The organism is Streptomyces sp. NPDC088794, assembly GCF_044750545.1.
Lineage (GTDB): Bacteria > Actinomycetota > Actinomycetes > Streptomycetales > Streptomycetaceae > Streptomyces.
The window spans coordinates 218,963-234,269 of the sequence record NZ_JBIVKB010000006.1 but is presented as its reverse complement, the minus strand read 5'-3'; the positions used below and the strand labels follow the sequence as shown (position 1 = coordinate 234,269).

Genomic DNA, 15,307 nt, shown 5'->3' with positions numbered 1-15,307 from the left:
GGGTCCGTCCGCACACCTCCTACAGCGACGGACCGACCCCGCCCTTCCTCCTCTTGGAAGGAACCCATTCAGTGAACCAGCCCGACGACAACGAACTGTTCAACCGGCTCGAAGCCGAGTTGGCCAACTCTTCCGGCCCCGACTCCGGCGCGGATGTGGTCGACCTCGACAAGGCCCGATCCGCCCGCGACCAGTCGACCGCCCCGGGCGACCGGTTGCCCGACTCCCGCCCGACCGAGTCGGGCAACCAGTCGGCCGACTCCCATGATGAGGAGTCGCCCGACCCGGTCGCCCGACCGGTCGACCGGCCCGACCTCCCCGCCCCGGGCATCACGACCTACAAGCGGCGGCCGATCCTGCCGACGTGGCTCACCTCCAAGCCGGGGTTCGTCTCGACCGCCCAGCGAGCGACGGGCAACGCGTTCTACGCCACCGCCTTCCACGGCATCCGCACCCCCTGGTACGCCTTCCAGCTCACCCTCAACTCGCCCCGCGGCGCCGTTCGTTTCGTGCGGGAAACCAATCAGTGGGTGTGGGACGCGGAGGGCGCCCCGCTGCGCGCGTACGAGGTGCGGCGGGAGAACACCGCCGAGTACCTGAAACTCTCGCGTCAGCGCGACGGACGAGTCCGGCTGCGAGTTTTGGTGACCACCGTGGCACTCGTCTTCGGCAGCCTGTTCGCGCTGACCCTGTACGTCATGGCCCCCGCCTGGCTGGGCGTGCTGGCCTGCGCCGCGGTGCTGGTCTGCGGGTTCTGGGGTGCCCCGCAGGACCACCCCGTGATCGGGCCCGCGGTACTCAAGACCGAGATTCAAAAGCTCACCGGTCCCATCGTGCTGCGCGCTTTGGACAACATCGGCAACCCGAAGCTGTGCGCCGCCATCAAGAAGGGCGGCGACATGAACGGGATGCGCTTCACCTCCGAGATCACCCGCGACGGCCCCGGCTACCGCGCCGACCTCGACCTTCCCTGGGGTGTCACCCCGGAGGACATCATGGAGTCCCGCAAGCAGATGGCGTCCGGACTGCGCCGCAAGGTCGGCTGCGTGTGGCCGGCGCCCGACCCGGACGAACACGAGGGCCGGTTGATCCTGTGGGTGGGCGACAAGCCCATGAACGAGACCACCAAACCCGCCTGGCCACTGCTGAAGTCGGGCACCGTGGACCTGTTCAAGCCGGTCGTGTTCGGCAACGACCAGCGCATGGGCGACGTCGCCGTCACCCTCATGTTCGCCTCGGTCGTGGTCGGTTCGATCCCGCGCATGGGCAAGACGTTCCTGATGCGCCTGTTCCTGCTGATTGCCGCCCTGGACCCGCGCGCGGTGCTGTACGCGTTCGACTTCAAGGGCACCGGCGACTTCGGCGCCCTGGAACCGGTCTGCCACCGCTACCGCGCCGGCGATGAGGACGAAGACATCCTCTACGTCCTCCAAGCCCTGCGGGAGTTGCGGGCGGAGTTGCGCCGCCGCGCGAAGGTCATCAAGGCCCTGCCGCGCACCCGCTGCCCGGAGTCGAAGGTGACCCCGGAGTTGGCGAACGACAAGGCGCTCGGGCTGCACCCGATCGTGGCGGGGTTCGATGAGTGCCAAGTCCCCTTCGAGCATGAGAAGTACGGCGCGGAGATCGAAGAGATCTGCACCGACCTGGGCAAACGCGGTCCCGCGCTGGGGATCGTGGCCCTGTTCGGCACCCAACGCCCGGACGCCAAGTCCCTGCCCCCGGGCATCTCCGCCAACGCGGTACTGCGGTTCTGCCTCAAGGTCATGGGCCACACCGCCAACGACATGGTCCTCGGCACCGGCGCCTACAAGGCCGGCTACCGGGCCACCATGTTCTCCCGCTCCGACCGCGGAATCTGCTGGATGTCCGGTGAGGGCGATGACCCGCGCATCGTCGCGTCCGCGTTCGTGGACGCGGTCGGCGCCGAACACGTCGTCGTGCGCGCCCGCAAGATGCGCGAGGCCTACGGCAACATCACCGGCCACGCCATCGGCGAGACCCCCGACAGCGGCGAGGCCGCCTACGACCTGCTCGCCGACATCCTGCGCGTCGTTGCCGCGGATGAGGACAAGGTGTGGAACGAGAAGGTCGCCGCCCGCCTGGCCGCGTTGCGCCCGGAGGTCTACGGCGGCTGGAAGGCCGAAACGGTGACCACCAACCTGCGTCCGCACGGCATCACGGCACAGGACGTGTGGGGCACCACCGACAAGGGCAAGGGCACCACCCGCCGCGGCATCGCCCGCGCCGACCTCACCACCGCCATCACCCAGCGTGACGGAAAGCGGTCCGGGGACTGACGCGCACCGCTGCTAGGTCTAGCACCCTGCGCTGCTAGACCTAGCAGCGCCTCTAGCACCCCGAACCGGCCCTGATCAGCAACCTCGCACCTAGCACCCGACCTGCGAGAACGCCGGAAACCCTGCCTGGAAGGCACCCCATGACCTCCCTGCTCCTTGCTAGCACCTGCCTGCTTGCCGTCACTCTCGGTTACGTCGGTGTGTGTGCGGGCAGCCCGTACGGCACCTGCCGCAAGTGCCGCGGCTTCGGCTTCGCGATCAAAACCGACCGCAAGGGACGCCAGAAGCGCGGCAAGGACTGCCGCCGCTGCAAGGGCCACGGCAAGCGCATCCGCGCCGGCCGCTGGCTCTACAACCGCTGGGCGCGCATCTACCGCGCCGGCACCACCAACTGAGCCCCGGGAGGAACCCCGCCATGCGCACGTTCACTCCCGCCGCTGTCGCGACCGTAGCGCTCCTCGCAACGCTGACCGCGTGCGGCCCGCAGTACGCCCCGGGCCCGGACGGCACCGTGACCGACCGCAGCGCCACCTACTTCAAGTCCGGCGGCTGGCGCTACCGCCTCACCGTCACCGCCCCCGATGGCCACCGCGAGACCTTTCGCGTCACCGGCCACGACTACGAACGCTGCTTCCACCAGTCCGCCTACCCCACCTGCACCCACCGCTGACCCGGGAGAACCACATGGTCCTCACCATCCCGATCGTGCTGCTACTCGCCGTGGTGGCCGCGCTGTTGCTGCGCTTCAAGGCCGTCGGGTTCGGCGCGGCCGTCGTCGTCGCCCTGTTCGGCTTCTACCTCGCCGACACCGGCGCAGCCGACACCGTCAACCAACTCATGACCGCCGTCACCGACGCCCTCGCCGGCACCGGCCGCTAGAAGGGGAGACAGACGTGAACGAGCCCACCACGTACCGCCGTTCGGCCGGACATCAGAGTGCGGGCGTCGAAGTCCACCACCCCACTCCGATCACCCCCGCGCACAGCGCGCCGCTCATCCCGGTCCAGCCGGGCACCATCCCGTCAGTGGCGAGCATCGTCCTGCCTGACGGCCGCGTCGTCACCGGCTACGCGCTCACGCCCACGCAGCCCGACCCGGTCACCACGGCCAAGCCGGCCGTCTCCCGCGCGGCCGTGAACACCGCGCTCGGAGGCGTCGGGTTCCTCGCCGTGTGCGGCGGCCTGCTTCTGCTTACCACCTTCATCACCGCCCTGACCGCGCTGATCACTCAGCTCATCACGCTTGCTGCGGTCATCTTCGGCGGGTTCGTCGCCGTGCAGGTCTTTCGTCCGAGCGGCCGCCACAGCGGCGGGACCACGGTCAACATCCGCAAAGCCGTGGTCAAGCGCAGCCACTTCCACGGCTGATCACAGCCGCGTCAAAGAGAGTCGATCTGTGGTGAGTGGCCATGCGTGTCCCTGGCACCCAGGTCGTCACGCATTGCGCGCCGCATATCCCGAGAGCGTTGCCAGAACTGACCCAAGTACGCCTCGATTTCCTCGAAGGAGCCCTCTGGACCCGGATGGCCTTCCTCCAAGTCCTTCGTCCTGCCGTACGCAGTTCCCAGGGCGATGGCCTGCTGGTCCAAATGTTCCAGAACGGTGTCAGAGGCAATCATCTGCGCCTCGGAAAAGGCCGCGTGGTGCGCATGGCGTGCTGCCTCAAGCTCCTGCTTGGCGGCATCGTCGACCTCTTCTCGACGAACACGCCAGAGATAGATCATCAATTGGACGCGATACCTGCTCATAGCGGCGTTCGCCGCGATGTAACCCGCACGCCGCTTCTCGAACTCCGCCTGAAACTGCTCTCGCTGCCAATGTCTCTGGGCTGCTCGCTGCTGCCGCTCAAAGTCCGCTGCCAGAGCTTTGGCTTGTGAGTGCTGGGAGAGAACGGGCGCCAGCAAGGTTCCTGTCACACCGAACACCGCCGCCATCAACGCGAGTAACGCACTACTCACAGCTCCCCCAATCGCCCGGAAAAGCAGGGCGGCCCCACCTCTCGCCAAAGAACCGCGGCCACCCATGCCCAACCAGTCCGCATCAGACCTGTTGGAGGTCTCCAGCATGACCCAACCCCTCATACCGTCGGAAGGCGGCAACGTCAGCCTGTGCACCGGTTCCGGTGCGCTGGACCAGGCCGTGGAAACGGTGACCGGCCTGCCCACGGTCCTGGTCGGCGAGAAGGACCCCGCCGCATCCCGCCTGCTCGCCGCCCGCCTGCCCGGCATCCGCAACCTCGGGGACATCACCGCCGTCGACTGGCCCGCGCTCGCCGCCGAGATCGCACGCCCCCGGTCGCTGACAGCTGGCTTCCCGTGCCAGGACATCTCCAACGCCGGACCCCGGGGAGGGATCGCGGGTGACCGCTCAGGACTCTGGAAAACCATCGCCCAAGCCATTCGCCACCTACGACCCCGCCTCGTCTTCCTGGAAAACGTCGCCGCCCTCCGGTCCCGGGGACTCGACGTCGTTGCCGCCGACCTGGCCGCGATCGGGTACGACGCACGCTGGATGTGCCTACGCGCTGGAGACCCCGAAGTCGGCGCCTGCCACCGCCGCGACCGCTGGTTCGCCGTCGCCTATCCCTCTGCTGAAAACCCCCACCTCACAGTTGGGACGCAACGGAGGACCCCAGCACCCCGACAAGCGCAAGGCCGGCGGGCACGGGCCCACGCTGGAGGACGAAGTGGTCTTCTTACTGCCCCCGACGGCCGCCTGAGCCTGCTACCCACCCCGGCCGCCGCCGACGGCACCGGCGGCCCCGGCACCTCCGCCAAACGACAGGGCGGCATGAACCTGCGCACCGCCGTCACCCTCCTGCCCACCCCCGCCGCACGCGACTGGAAGTCCGGAGCCTCCAACCTGCTAGGAACCAACTCACGCCCGCTGAACGAGGTGGTCGTCAACCTGCTGCCCACCCCGACCGCCGCCCGCTACGGCCGCAACCGCTCCGCCTCACCCGGTGCGAGCTCACGCCCCTCCATCGAGTACCTGGTCCGCGACCTGCTGCCCACCCCGAAGGCGTCCGACGGACCGCACGGCGGACCCAACCAACGCGACAAGGCGGGCAACTACTACCTGCCCGGCCAGGCAGTGCGCCTGGACGAACGGTGGGTGGCCACCAACGGCACCGACTACGGCCCCGCCATCCACCGTTGGGAGCAGGTACTGGGACGCCCCGCACCCGAACCCACGGAACCCGGTACGAAGGGCAACCGGCGCCTGTCACCGGCGTTCGTGGAATGGATGATGGGCGCCGACCTGGGCTGGGTGACCGGCGCGGACCTGGGACTGTCCCGCTCCGACCAGCTCAAAATCCTCGGCAACGGGGTGGTCATTCATCAGGCCGTGTTCGCCTACCGCACCTTGCTCGCGGTCAGCGTCCCCGAGGCCACGATCCCTGTCCCGTCCCAGCTCACCCTGGATATCGCCTAGCTACGCCCGAGGCGGGCGCCGTCTCACCACAAGCCTGCGCCCGCCCCGGTTCTCCAGTCCCTCCAAGAGAGCAGGAGACCTACAGCATGACCCAACGTCGTACATTCGGCGAGGGCCGTCCGGCCCATGCCACCCCATCGAGCATGTCGGGGGTGAGCGGATGAACCGCCACCTCCTATTCGCCGCGTTGGACGCTGCCGAGCGAGGGTGGGCCGTCCTCCCGCTTCGCCCCGGCGACAAGCGTCCGGCCCTGCACGGTGAAGACGTCTGCCCTGGCATCGGGGACTGCGCAGGCGGTCACCGCAAGTGGGAAGAGCGCGCCACCATCGACCCGGACCGCATCCGCCGCGCTTGGGGCGACCTGCCGTTCAACGTCGGCATTGCGACCGGTCCGTCCGGGCTGGTTGTCGTCGACCTCGACATGCCCAAGCGCAAGTGCAGTGCGGACACGCCTTCCGGCGTGACGACCTTTGCGGCGCTCTGCGAGCGCGCCGGACAGGCCATCCCCACCACCCGCACGACGCGGACCGCGAGCGGCGGGATCCACCTGTACTTCACCGCCCCGCCCGGCGTGCGGCTCGGCAACACGGCCGGACGGCTCGGCAAGCGCATCGACACCCGCGCTTGGGGCGGCTATGTCGTCGCCCCCGGCAGCCTCACACCCGCCGGTGCCTACGCGATCGTCGACGACACCCCGCCCGCTCCGCTGCCGGAATGGCTGTACGGCCGCCTGACGGTCCGTCAGGCATCGCGGGCACTATCGGCTGCACCGTCATCGGTTCGAGCGTCCAGCTACGCCGTATCGGGTCTGAACGCTGAAACCGCGAGCGTGCGCACGGCACCGGAGGGTGAGCGCAACGCCACCTTGCTCCGGGCAGCGCGAGCCTTGGGGCGGTTCATCGCGTGGGGCGACCTCCCCAGGGAGCGGGTTGAGGAGGCTCTTCAGTGGGCGGGGGAGCAGGCCGGTCTTGCTCCGCGGTCCTGCGAGGCGACCATTCGCAGCGGTCTGAACTGGTCGATTGCCCGCAACAGCCAGGGGAGGGCGGCATGAGCACCCCTCCCGCCCCCTCCCTGAAGAGCCTTCCCGCCACCCCGGCCGGTCCGCGCGCCGCCGCACCACGGGTGCCCGGTACGGCCGTGGGCGAGCCGAAAGGCGCCGCCGTAGGCGTCCGCACTGCTTTTGGTTCTGGCCCGCGCGCGGACGACGGCCGGTTCCCGGTCGCGTGGCTGTGCATCAGCGCCCCACGCGGCGCCGTGCCCACTGCCACCTCGAAGTGCCTGTGCGGCAGGGACCGCAGCGCGGTCGGCCACACGAGGGTGCTGGCCCTGATCGCCGACCACACCGGCCACCGCGACGAATGCCCGCTCCGCACCACCCAGGAAGAGAGGGCTGCGGCATGAGCACCAATCCGCCGGCACACCCCACGGACGGTTCCGCCCTGCTCGATGAGGTCGAAGCCTTCCACCGTCGCTTCAACGTTTTTCCCCTCGAAGCCGCCTACGTCGCAGTCACGCTGTGGAACGCGCACGCACATCTGCTCGACTGCTTCGACGCCACACCCCGTATCGCGTTCCTCTCGCCGGAACCCGGATCGGGGAAGTCGCGAGCACTGGAGATCATCGAAACCCTGGTGCCCAAGCCGCTCGTTGCGGCCAACGCGTCCGCCTCGGTGCTCTTCCGTGCCGTCTCCACTCTGGAGACGCGTCCCACGATCCTGTTCGACGAAGTCGATACGGTCTTTGGCCCCAAGGCTGGAGACAACGAGCCCCTTCGCGGATTCCTCAATGCCGGACATCGCCGCGGGGTCGGCATGTGGCGCTGCGTCGGAGACGGAGCCAATCAGCAAGTACAGGAGTTCCCGTCGTACTGCGCGGTGGCGATGGCGGGGCTCGGCTCGCTGCCGGACACGATCCTGACCCGCTCGGTTATCATCCGGATGCGCCGCCGTGCGAGGAACGAGTATGTGGAGCCCTACCGGCAGCGCATCCATGAGAAGGAAGGCAATGCGCTGCGCGACCGGCTCACCAACTGGGCACAGTCCGTGGCGCACCTGGTCGACGGGGTGTTTCCCGAATTGCCCCCGGAGGTCACGGATCGGCCGGCGGACGTCTGGGAACCGCTCATCGCGGTTGCCGACGCTGCCGGCGGCGAGTGGCCGGAGCGAGCACGCACAGCATGCGTGGAACTCGTGAACGCGGCCAAGGTCGGAGACAAGGGCAGCATTGGTATCCGGCTGCTTATCGACCTGCGCGACCACGTGTTCAACGGCATTGACCGTCTGCCCACGGTGGCCGTTCTCGACCGCCTGCACAGTCTCGACGAGGCGCCGTGGGCGGACATGAGCGGCAAGCCGCTGGATGCGCGAGGGCTGGCACGGATGCTGCGCGAGTACATGACCGCGGACAACACCCCGATAGCGGCACGGAACATCAAAGCGGGTGGCAGCGTGATGAAGGGCTACTACGCCGCGGATCTCCACGACGCGTGGGAACGCTACTGCCCCCCACCCCCTGAGAGTCCGCTACTTCCGCTACCGCCGCTACCGAGCAGGTCAGAGGCCTGAAAAAGGTAGCGGCAAAGGCGGATTCGTCCGCTACCCGCACCGCTCTATCCGCTACCGGTCCCGCAGCACCCCGAGGGCCGGTAGCGAATTCATCCGCTACCCCTACCCCTACCCCTATCCGCTACCTCGATCATGCTCCTGACCAGGGCGGTAGCGGAGGTAGCGGAAGTAGCGGACCTGACAGGAAGGGGGCCACCGCCCCTGAGTCCCTGCCGAGGAGGCGCCGCCGCGTGAGCACCGCTGTTTCACCTGATGAACAAGTCCTCTACAAGCCCGAAGAGGCCGCCGTAGCTCTCAGGATCGGCCGCTCGATGGTCTACGAGGAGATACGGCTCGGACGTCTTCGGACAGTTCGCATAGGCCGTCGTCGACTCGTACCGCCTGAGTACATCTCGCAGTACGTCGAACTCCTCAAGCGCGAGGCAGAAGCCACCGCCTGAACTCCCAACCACCCACCGCGACATGGCCGCGCCCTTAAGGGCGCGGCCATGTCGTTTGGAGGCGCAACACAGCATGACCGAGACTCCGAAGCAGGCCCGTAGTAGGGCAGGCCATGGTCAGGACACGATCTATTGGGACCCGGCCAAGAACAGCTATGTGGGAGCCGTTTCCCTGGGACACGCGCCGAACGGCAAGCGCCGCCGGCCGAAGGTGTACGGGAAGACCAAGACGGAAGTTCGCAACAAGATCCGCGAGTTGAAAAAGGAGGTGCAGACCGGCGTCAAGTCACCCGTCAACTACACCGTGGCCGATGCGGTGAACGACTGGTTGAAGGGCGGTCTGAAGGGCCGCGATGAGACGACCGTGAGCAAGAACCGCACCTTGGCAGACAAACACCTGATTCCGTTCATCGGCAAAGCCAAGCTGCGCGACCTCACCGCAGACGACGCAGACGACTGGTTGGACGACAGGGCCGAATTCCTCGCCACCCGAAGTCTCCGCGACCTGCTCGCCGTCTTGCGCCGTTCGATCACGCATGCGCAGCGCAGGGACAAGGCCGTGCGGAACGTCGCACTACTCGTCACCGTGCCGGAAGGACGCCCCGGCCGTCCTAGCAAAGCTCTGAACTTGGAACAGGCAAAGGCTGTTCTGGCCGAGGCGCGCGGATCGCGGCTGTACGCCTATCTGGTGCTTTCGCTCCTGAGCGGCGTACGGACTGAAGAGGCGCGACCCCTCACCTGGGATCACGTGTTCCTGGAGACGAAAGACGGCATTCCGGCACACGTCGCAGTGTGGCGCTCGGTGCGCAAGCACGGTGAGACCAAGACCAGGAAGAGCCGCCGGACTATCGCTCTCCCAAAGCAGGTGGTCGAAGTGCTCGAAGAGCATCGGAGGTGGCAGAAGCAAGAGCGCGCGTCGAAGGGAAAGGAGTGGAGTCCGGCCGGCCGTGTCTTCACGACCCGGAGCGGCGAACCGCTCGATGCGGCCAACGTTCGGCGAGACTTCAAGGCCATCGTGAAGAAGGCGGGGCTGAAGCCTGAGTGGACTCCGCGGGAGTTGCGGCACAGCTTCGTGTCCCTGCTCTCGGATCACGGCATCCCGTTGGAACGGATCGCGCTGTTGGTCGGTCACAGCAGCCAGACGACGACAGAAGCGGTCTACCGCAAGCAGCTTCGTCCGGTGATCACACAGGGGGCGGAAGCCATGGACGAGATCTTCGCTGAAGATCAGGAAGGGGCGGACGCGGAGGACCAGGGCGAGGGCGACGCGGTGGCCTGACTCAATCCCTTTGGCCCCCTGTTTGGCCCCCCGGGCATGAAAGAGGCCCATTCGCGATCAAGCGAATGGGCCTCTGACCAGCGTCGGGGTGGCGGGATTTGAACCCACGACCTCTTCGTCCCGAACGAAGCGCGCTGCCAAGCTGCGCTACACCCCGATGTCGCCGCTGTACTGCTCGTCGCGGCGACATCGCTACTTTAGCCCACGGGTGGCCCGAGACGAAATCCGGTTTTGGGGCGGTGGCGGATCAGGTTCGGGCGGGCGTGGTCCAGGGCGACCAGCAGGATCGCGAGGGCGTAGAAGGCGAGGCCGAGGAGGAGGGCGTTGCCCAGGACGCTCTTGTAGCCGTGGAGGTCGACGTCCAGGAACGGGTAGAGATAGCGCCCCCGCGTGCCCGGGACGATCAGCTCGCCGCGGCCGAGTGAGAAGGCCAGGTACGCCAGGGGGTACAGCAACCACGCCGCCGCTTGCCGGAGGTGCAGGCGGCCGGGGGAGGTCATCAGCAGCCAGTCCAGGACCGCCGCTATCGGCGTCACCGTGTGCAGGACCTGGTTGGTGATCGTCTGCCAGCCGGTCAGGGAGCCGCTCGTCACGGAGAACGGAGTCGCCGCGTCCGCCAGCAGCAGGTGGTACACGAGGCCGGTGATGGCGACGTAGAGGAGGGTCGCGCCGGTCAGTGCCGAGGGGAGCGGGCGGCGGGCCGACCAGGCTCGGCGGGCCGAGAGGACCAGGACCAGGGCGAGCAGGATGTTGCTCTGGATCGCGAAGTGGCTCAGGACGCGGACCGGGCTGCCGAGCAGCAGGTCCACGGTCACCGCCCCTGCCGCGACCAGGGCGACCAGGAGTCGGTAGACGGCGGTGAGTGGGCGGCGTACCGGAGTCACCACCGCGGTGGCGGGGACGAGGGAGGGGAGCAGCGCGGGTACACCCGGGATGGCGGGGAGGTTCGGGATGTCCCTGGGTATCGGGGCGGTCATGCCCTCACGCTAAGCAGGAGGGACGAAACGGGCGATACGGGCGGGCTGTGTGGGTTACTCCATTGCCGTTTCGGCGTCTCGCCCTTTCAGCGCCTCGCGCCCTTTCAGCGTCTCGCCGTCTCGCCGTTCGGGCGGCTCGCTGGTCGGCGTCGCCGTTTCCTCGACTCCTGCCCTGCCGTCTTCTACGCCCAGCCCTCCACCCCGTACCCCTTGCCCCCGTACCCCGTGCCCTTGCCCCCGTGCCCCGTACCTCTTGCCCGCCTACCCCCCTTGCCCCTGCCCCTTACTTCCGTCCCCGCCCCTCGTCCCGCCCCACCAACGTCAACAACGTCACCTCCGGCGGGCACGCGAACCTCACCGGCGTATACCGGTTCTGGCCGCAGCCCGCGGAGACGTGGAGATACGACGTACGCCCCTCCGCACGATGCGTCGACAAGCCCTTCACCCGGTCCGCGTCCAGGTCGCAGTTGGTGACGAGGGCGCCGTAGAAGGGGATGCAGAGCTGGCCGCCGTGGGTGTGGCCGGCGAGGATCAGGGGGTAGTCGTCGGCGGTGAAGGCGTCCAGGACGCGCAGATACGGCGCGTGGACGATGCCCATCGAGAAGTCCGCCGTACCGGACGGGCCGCCGGCCACCTCGGCGTAGCGGTCGCGCTTGATGTGCGGGTCGTCCAGGCCGGTCAGCTCGACGGACACGCCCTCGACCTTCAACTGCCCGCGGGTGTTGGTCAGGTTCTGCCAGCCCGCCGCGTCGAAGCCGTCCCGCAGGTCCTCCCACGGGTTGTGGATCGCGCCGACGACCGGTGGGTTGCCGTTGAGACCGTGCTTGCCGTGCACCTTCTCCAGCAAGTAGCGGGCGGGGTTACGGGGTTTGGGGCCGTAGTAGTCGTTGGAGCCGAAGACGTACGCGCCCGGGAACTCCATCAGCGGGCCCAGCGCGTCCAGGACCTCGGGGATGCCCTCCGGGTCAGACAGGTTGTCGCCCGTGTTGATCACGAAGTCGGGGCGCAGACCGGCCAAGGAGCGCAGCCAGCGCTGTTTCTTGCGCTGGCCGCCGACCATGTGGATGTCGGAGACCTGAAGTACCCGCAGCGGGCGCATCCCGGCCGGCAGGACGGGGACCGTCACCCGTCGCAGTCGGTAGGAGCGGGCCTCGAATCCCGCCGCGTAGGCCACTCCGGCGGCACCGGCCGCCACGATTCCCAGGGGTACTCCGTAACGTGCGCGCATGCTGCCATCGTGTCAGACCGCACGGACACCGCTTGCCCGCGGTCCCTCGCCTCTGTGACTCCCTGACTCCGGCGAACTCCGGCGAACCCGCTCAAGTCCGCTGGCCCTCCTGCCCCTTGGGCTCGCTCAAGTCCGCGTGCGCCCACGCACCCCCCACTCCGCCCTGCTCCTCGAAATCAACGGGCGTCCAGCTCGACGTACCTGCGACAATCGACCACATGACCACGTCGCTCAAGTCGAAGCTGCAGGAAGACCTCACCGCCGCCGTCAGGGAGCGAGACGAGCTGCGCTCCGCGACGCTCCGGCTGACGCTCGCCGCGATCACCAAGGAGGAGGTCGCGGGCAAGACGAAGCGCGAGCTCTCCGACGACGAGGTGCAGAAGGTGATCGCCAAGGAGGCGAAGAAGCGCCGTGAGGCGGCCGACGCCTTCGCGCAGGGTGGTCGGGCCGAGAGCGCCGAGCGGGAGAAGGCGGAGGGCGTGGTGCTCGCCGAGTACCTGCCCAAGCAGCTCGGCGACGAGGAGCTGGAGCAGATCGTCGCGCAGGCCGTCCAGGAGGCGAAGGCGGCCGGTGCCGAGGGGCCGCGGGCCATGGGCGCCGTCATGAAGATCGTGAACCCGAAGGTGGCCGGCCTGGCCGAGGGCGGCCGGGTCGCCGCGGTGGTCAAGAAGCTGCTCGCCGGCTGAGCGGCCCCCGCACACGTACGACGAACGGCTCCTTGCCTCTTTACGGAGGTGAGGAGCCGTTCGTCGTACGGATCAAGAACGTCGGTGAACCGTGGCCCGGCGTCTAACCGCGCCCCCCGTTCCCGTTCCCGTTGTTCCCCCCGTCCTGCCCCTGGATGAAGCCCTCGGGGAGGGAGAAGGACGGCGTCGGGGTGGTGCCCCCGTCCGTGCCGCCGTCGGTCAGGCCGCCGATGAGGCCGCCGTTGTCGTTGCCCCGGTTGTCGCCGTTGTCACCGTCGTCGTTCCCGTTGTCCTTCTCCTTGGGCTTGTCCGGCGGGATGTAGGCGAGGCTGAGCTGTTCCACCGGCTTGCCCTCGAGGGCGCCGTTCATCATGTCGCGCCAGATCGGACCGGGCACCTGACCGCCGTACACCTTGTCGCGCGTGATGCCGCCGATGGTGATGTTGGTCATCCTGCGCTTGTGGGCCGGGTCGCCGACCCAGACCGCGGCCGCCATGTTCGGGGTGTAGCCGACGAACCAGGCCGCGTAGCGGTTGTCCGTGGTACCGGTCTTACCGGCGCTCGGCCGGCTGCCGAGGCCCGCCTCGGAGCCCGTACCGTCCTCGACCACGCCCTTCAGGAGCGTGCTGACGGTGTCCGCTGTGGTCTCCGACATCGCCCGCGAGCAGGTCGACTTGGGCACCTGGAGCGACTTCTTCTGGTCGCCGACGGTCTGCGTGATCGACTCGATGGCGACCGGCGTGCAGTACATGCCGCGCGCGGCGAAGGTCGCGTACGCGTTCGCCATCGTCAGCGGGGACATCTCCTGGGTGCCGAGCGCGATGGACGGCGCCTGGTCGATCTTGCCGCCGTTGGCCCGCTGCACGCCCATCTTCTTGGCCATGTCGATGACCGGGCAGATGCCGATGTCGCTGATCAGCTGGACGTAGTAGGTGTTGACCGACTTTGCGGTCGCCACCTTCATCGAGTACGGCCCGTGCTCCGACTCGTCCTCGTTGGTCAGCTTGGCCGGGTTGTTCGGGTCCGTGCGCCAGGTCTTGTCGTTGCAGATCGACACCGGGCTCGGGTAGTTCATCTCGTACGGCGACGAGTACTGCTGGTTCGACGGGGTGCCGCCCTCCAGGGCGGCGGCGGCCACGATCGGCTTGAACGTCGAACCGGGCTGGTAGCCGGCGCCGCCGCCCATGTCCTGGTTCACCGAGAGGTTGATCGTGGTCTGGTGGTCCTTGGTGTCGATGCCGTACGGCCGTGACTGGCCCATCGCCAGGATCTTGCCGGTGCCGGGCTGGACGATGGTGGCGGCGGTCGCCACGTCGTCGCTCTGGTAGACGTGCTCCTTGATGGACGCCTGGGCCGCCTTCTGCGACTGCGGGTCCAGCGTCGTACGGATCGTCAGACCGCCCTGGTTCCAGATCTTCGCGCGGGCCGCGCTGGTCTTGCCGAAGACCGGGTCGTTCAGGAACACCTCGCGCACGTAGTCACAGAAGAAGCCGGCGCCCTTCACGGCCGTGATGCAGCCGTTCTTGGGCTTGCTGACCTTCAGGCCCAGCGGCGCTTCCATGGCCTTGTCGGCCTCCGCCTTGGAGACGTCGCCGACCTCGGCCATGCGCGCGAGCACGGTGTTGCGGCGCTTGGTGGCCTCCGCCTCGTCGTTCACCGGGTCGTAGCGGGTCGGCGACTGCACGATGCCCGCGAGCAGCGCCGACTCCTGGAGGTTCAGGTCCTTGGCGTGCTTGGAGAAGTAGCGCTGGGCGGCGGCCTCGACGCCGTAGGCCTGCTCGCCGAAGAACGTGATGTTCAGGTAGTTCTCGAGGATCTTCTTCTTGCCCAGCTCCTCTTCGACCTGGATCGCGTACTTCAGTTCCTTGATCTTGCGGCCGAGGGTCTGCTGGGTGGCCTGCGCGACCTTCGTCGGGTCGTCGCCGGCCTCCTCCACGAAGACGTTCTTCACGTACTGCTGGGTGAGCGTGGAGGCGCCCTCGGCGACCCCGCTGCTCTGCACGTTCTTGTTGAGGGCGCGCAGCACGCCCTTCAGGTCGACGGCGCCGTGCTGGTAGAAGCGCGAGTCCTCGATCGCGACGATCGCCTTCTGCATGTACGGCGCGACGTTCTTGAGGTCGACCACCGTGCGGTTGCGGGAGTAGACGGCCGCGATCTGGCCGCCCTCGGCGTCGAGGATCGTCGTGCGCTGGCTCAGCGGCGGGGTCTTCAGATTGGCCGGGAGCTCGTCGAAGCTCTCCACCGAACCCTTCGCCGCGAGGCCGAGCGCGCCGAAGGCGGGCAGCGCGATGCCGGCCAGGACGGCGCCGGCAAGGACGCTGACACCTAGGAACTTGGCGGCCTGTTGTGTTGGGGACAGACCACCGCCCGAACGCTTCTTTGGCATGGGGGCAGCCTACGTT

General features: G+C 68.2%; 16 protein-coding genes and 1 tRNA gene. 12 read left to right on the top strand and 5 right to left on the bottom strand.

Annotation, left to right across the window (positions count from 1 at the left end):
- Positions 1 to 71: 71 nt before the first annotated feature.
- The 5 genes from ACIP6U_RS19565 (at position 72) to ACIP6U_RS19545 (ending at position 3,664) form a co-directional block, all read left to right on the top strand.
- Positions 72 to 2,297 (top strand): cell division protein FtsK, encoded by a 2,226-nt coding sequence (locus ACIP6U_RS19565; protein WP_401719107.1) that lies wholly within the window; start codon positions 72 to 74, stop codon positions 2,295 to 2,297.
- Between the two features lie 140 nt (positions 2,298 to 2,437).
- Positions 2,438 to 2,692, top strand: coding sequence for a hypothetical protein (locus ACIP6U_RS19560; RefSeq protein WP_401719104.1), 255 nt, complete (start codon positions 2,438 to 2,440; stop codon positions 2,690 to 2,692).
- A gap of 20 nt (positions 2,693 to 2,712) precedes the next feature.
- Entirely contained in the window at positions 2,713 to 2,967 is a 255-nt protein-coding gene (locus tag ACIP6U_RS19555) for a hypothetical protein (RefSeq protein WP_401719102.1), read from the top strand.
- A 14-nt stretch (positions 2,968 to 2,981) separates the two neighbouring features.
- Entirely contained in the window at positions 2,982 to 3,176 is a 195-nt protein-coding gene (locus ACIP6U_RS19550) for a hypothetical protein (protein ID WP_401719099.1), read from the top strand.
- Between the two features lie 14 nt (positions 3,177 to 3,190).
- Positions 3,191 to 3,664, top strand: a complete 474-nt coding sequence (locus ACIP6U_RS19545; RefSeq protein WP_401719097.1) for a hypothetical protein — start codon at positions 3,191 to 3,193, stop codon at positions 3,662 to 3,664.
- An 11-nt stretch (positions 3,665 to 3,675) separates the two neighbouring features.
- Here ACIP6U_RS19545 and ACIP6U_RS19540 read toward each other — a convergent pair whose 3' ends face one another.
- On the bottom strand, positions 3,676 to 4,362 hold the full coding sequence (locus ACIP6U_RS19540) for a hypothetical protein (protein WP_401719094.1): 687 nt from the start codon (positions 4,360 to 4,362) through the stop codon (positions 3,676 to 3,678).
- On the opposite strand from ACIP6U_RS19540, the gene ACIP6U_RS19535 reads away from it, so the two are divergent.
- The 6 genes from ACIP6U_RS19535 (at position 4,361) to xerC (ending at position 10,014) form a co-directional block, all read left to right on the top strand.
- Positions 4,361 to 5,731, top strand: a complete 1,371-nt coding sequence (locus tag ACIP6U_RS19535; RefSeq protein ID WP_401719092.1) for a DNA cytosine methyltransferase — start codon at positions 4,361 to 4,363, stop codon at positions 5,729 to 5,731. The genes ACIP6U_RS19540 and ACIP6U_RS19535 overlap by 2 nt on opposite strands.
- A 160-nt stretch (positions 5,732 to 5,891) precedes the next feature.
- Positions 5,892 to 6,782 carry a bifunctional DNA primase/polymerase gene (locus tag ACIP6U_RS19530; RefSeq protein ID WP_401719089.1) on the top strand — a complete coding sequence of 297 codons (891 nt, stop codon included), beginning with the start codon at positions 5,892 to 5,894 and terminating at the stop codon, positions 6,780 to 6,782.
- Complete coding sequence (locus ACIP6U_RS19525; RefSeq protein WP_401719087.1) at positions 6,779 to 7,132, top strand: hypothetical protein; 354 nt, start codon at positions 6,779 to 6,781, stop codon at positions 7,130 to 7,132. Before ACIP6U_RS19530 ends, ACIP6U_RS19525 begins: the two co-directional genes overlap by 4 nt.
- On the top strand, positions 7,129 to 8,295 hold the full coding sequence (locus ACIP6U_RS19520; protein WP_401719085.1) for a DUF3631 domain-containing protein: 1,167 nt from the start codon (positions 7,129 to 7,131) through the stop codon (positions 8,293 to 8,295). The genes ACIP6U_RS19525 and ACIP6U_RS19520 overlap by 4 nt, the downstream gene beginning before the upstream one ends.
- A 230-nt stretch (positions 8,296 to 8,525) precedes the next feature.
- Entirely contained in the window at positions 8,526 to 8,735 is a 210-nt protein-coding gene (locus ACIP6U_RS19515) for a helix-turn-helix domain-containing protein (RefSeq protein ID WP_401719082.1), read from the top strand.
- Positions 8,736 to 8,808: 73 nt separating this feature from the next.
- Positions 8,809 to 10,014, top strand: a complete 1,206-nt coding sequence (xerC, locus tag ACIP6U_RS19510) for a tyrosine recombinase XerC (RefSeq protein ID WP_401719079.1) — start codon at positions 8,809 to 8,811, stop codon at positions 10,012 to 10,014.
- 83 nt (positions 10,015 to 10,097) lie between these two features.
- On the opposite strand, the gene ACIP6U_RS19505 is transcribed toward xerC, so the two are convergent.
- The 3 genes from ACIP6U_RS19505 to ACIP6U_RS19495 form a co-directional block, all read right to left on the bottom strand.
- A tRNA-Pro gene (locus ACIP6U_RS19505) sits at positions 10,098 to 10,171 on the bottom strand.
- A 40-nt stretch (positions 10,172 to 10,211) separates the two neighbouring features.
- Complete coding sequence (locus ACIP6U_RS19500) at positions 10,212 to 10,991, bottom strand: Pr6Pr family membrane protein (RefSeq protein ID WP_401719076.1); 780 nt, start codon at positions 10,989 to 10,991, stop codon at positions 10,212 to 10,214.
- Positions 10,992 to 11,274: 283 nt separating this feature from the next.
- Complete coding sequence (locus tag ACIP6U_RS19495) at positions 11,275 to 12,219, bottom strand: metallophosphoesterase (RefSeq protein ID WP_401719073.1); 945 nt, start codon at positions 12,217 to 12,219, stop codon at positions 11,275 to 11,277.
- A gap of 218 nt (positions 12,220 to 12,437) precedes the next feature.
- Between ACIP6U_RS19495 and ACIP6U_RS19490 the strand changes: the two genes are divergently transcribed.
- Positions 12,438 to 12,905 (top strand): GatB/YqeY domain-containing protein, encoded by a 468-nt coding sequence (locus tag ACIP6U_RS19490; protein ID WP_401719070.1) that lies wholly within the window; start codon positions 12,438 to 12,440, stop codon positions 12,903 to 12,905.
- 103 nt (positions 12,906 to 13,008) lie between these two features.
- Here ACIP6U_RS19490 and ACIP6U_RS19485 read toward each other — a convergent pair whose 3' ends face one another.
- A complete protein-coding gene (locus ACIP6U_RS19485) occupies positions 13,009 to 15,291 on the bottom strand; it encodes a transglycosylase domain-containing protein (RefSeq protein ID WP_401719068.1) in 2,283 nt (760 codons plus the stop codon).
- Between the last annotated feature and the right edge of the window lie 16 nt (positions 15,292 to 15,307).

What these genes read in the sequence shown, in the direction of transcription:
- ACIP6U_RS19560 (WP_401719104.1), top strand. Translation starts at nt 2,438, where the DNA reads ATGACCTCCCTGCTCCTTGCTAGCACCTGCCTGCTTGCCGTCACTCTC.
- ACIP6U_RS19555 (WP_401719102.1), top strand. Translation starts at nt 2,713, where the DNA reads ATGCGCACGTTCACTCCCGCCGCTGTCGCGACCGTAGCGCTCCTCGCA.
- ACIP6U_RS19550 (WP_401719099.1), top strand. Translation starts at nt 2,982, where the DNA reads ATGGTCCTCACCATCCCGATCGTGCTGCTACTCGCCGTGGTGGCCGCG.
- ACIP6U_RS19535 (WP_401719092.1), top strand. Translation starts at nt 4,361, where the DNA reads ATGACCCAACCCCTCATACCGTCGGAAGGCGGCAACGTCAGCCTGTGC.
- ACIP6U_RS19540 (WP_401719094.1), bottom strand. Translation starts at nt 4,362, where the DNA reads ATGCTGGAGACCTCCAACAGGTCTGATGCGGACTGGTTGGGCATGGGT.
- ACIP6U_RS19530 (WP_401719089.1), top strand. Translation starts at nt 5,892, where the DNA reads ATGAACCGCCACCTCCTATTCGCCGCGTTGGACGCTGCCGAGCGAGGG.
- ACIP6U_RS19525 (WP_401719087.1), top strand. Translation starts at nt 6,779, where the DNA reads ATGAGCACCCCTCCCGCCCCCTCCCTGAAGAGCCTTCCCGCCACCCCG.
- ACIP6U_RS19520 (WP_401719085.1), top strand. Translation starts at nt 7,129, where the DNA reads ATGAGCACCAATCCGCCGGCACACCCCACGGACGGTTCCGCCCTGCTC.
- xerC (WP_401719079.1), top strand. Translation starts at nt 8,809, where the DNA reads ATGACCGAGACTCCGAAGCAGGCCCGTAGTAGGGCAGGCCATGGTCAG.
- ACIP6U_RS19500 (WP_401719076.1), bottom strand. Translation starts at nt 10,991, where the DNA reads ATGACCGCCCCGATACCCAGGGACATCCCGAACCTCCCCGCCATCCCG.
- ACIP6U_RS19495 (WP_401719073.1), bottom strand. Translation starts at nt 12,219, where the DNA reads ATGCGCGCACGTTACGGAGTACCCCTGGGAATCGTGGCGGCCGGTGCC.
- ACIP6U_RS19490 (WP_401719070.1), top strand. Translation starts at nt 12,438, where the DNA reads ATGACCACGTCGCTCAAGTCGAAGCTGCAGGAAGACCTCACCGCCGCC.
- ACIP6U_RS19485 (WP_401719068.1), bottom strand. Translation starts at nt 15,291, where the DNA reads ATGCCAAAGAAGCGTTCGGGCGGTGGTCTGTCCCCAACACAACAGGCC.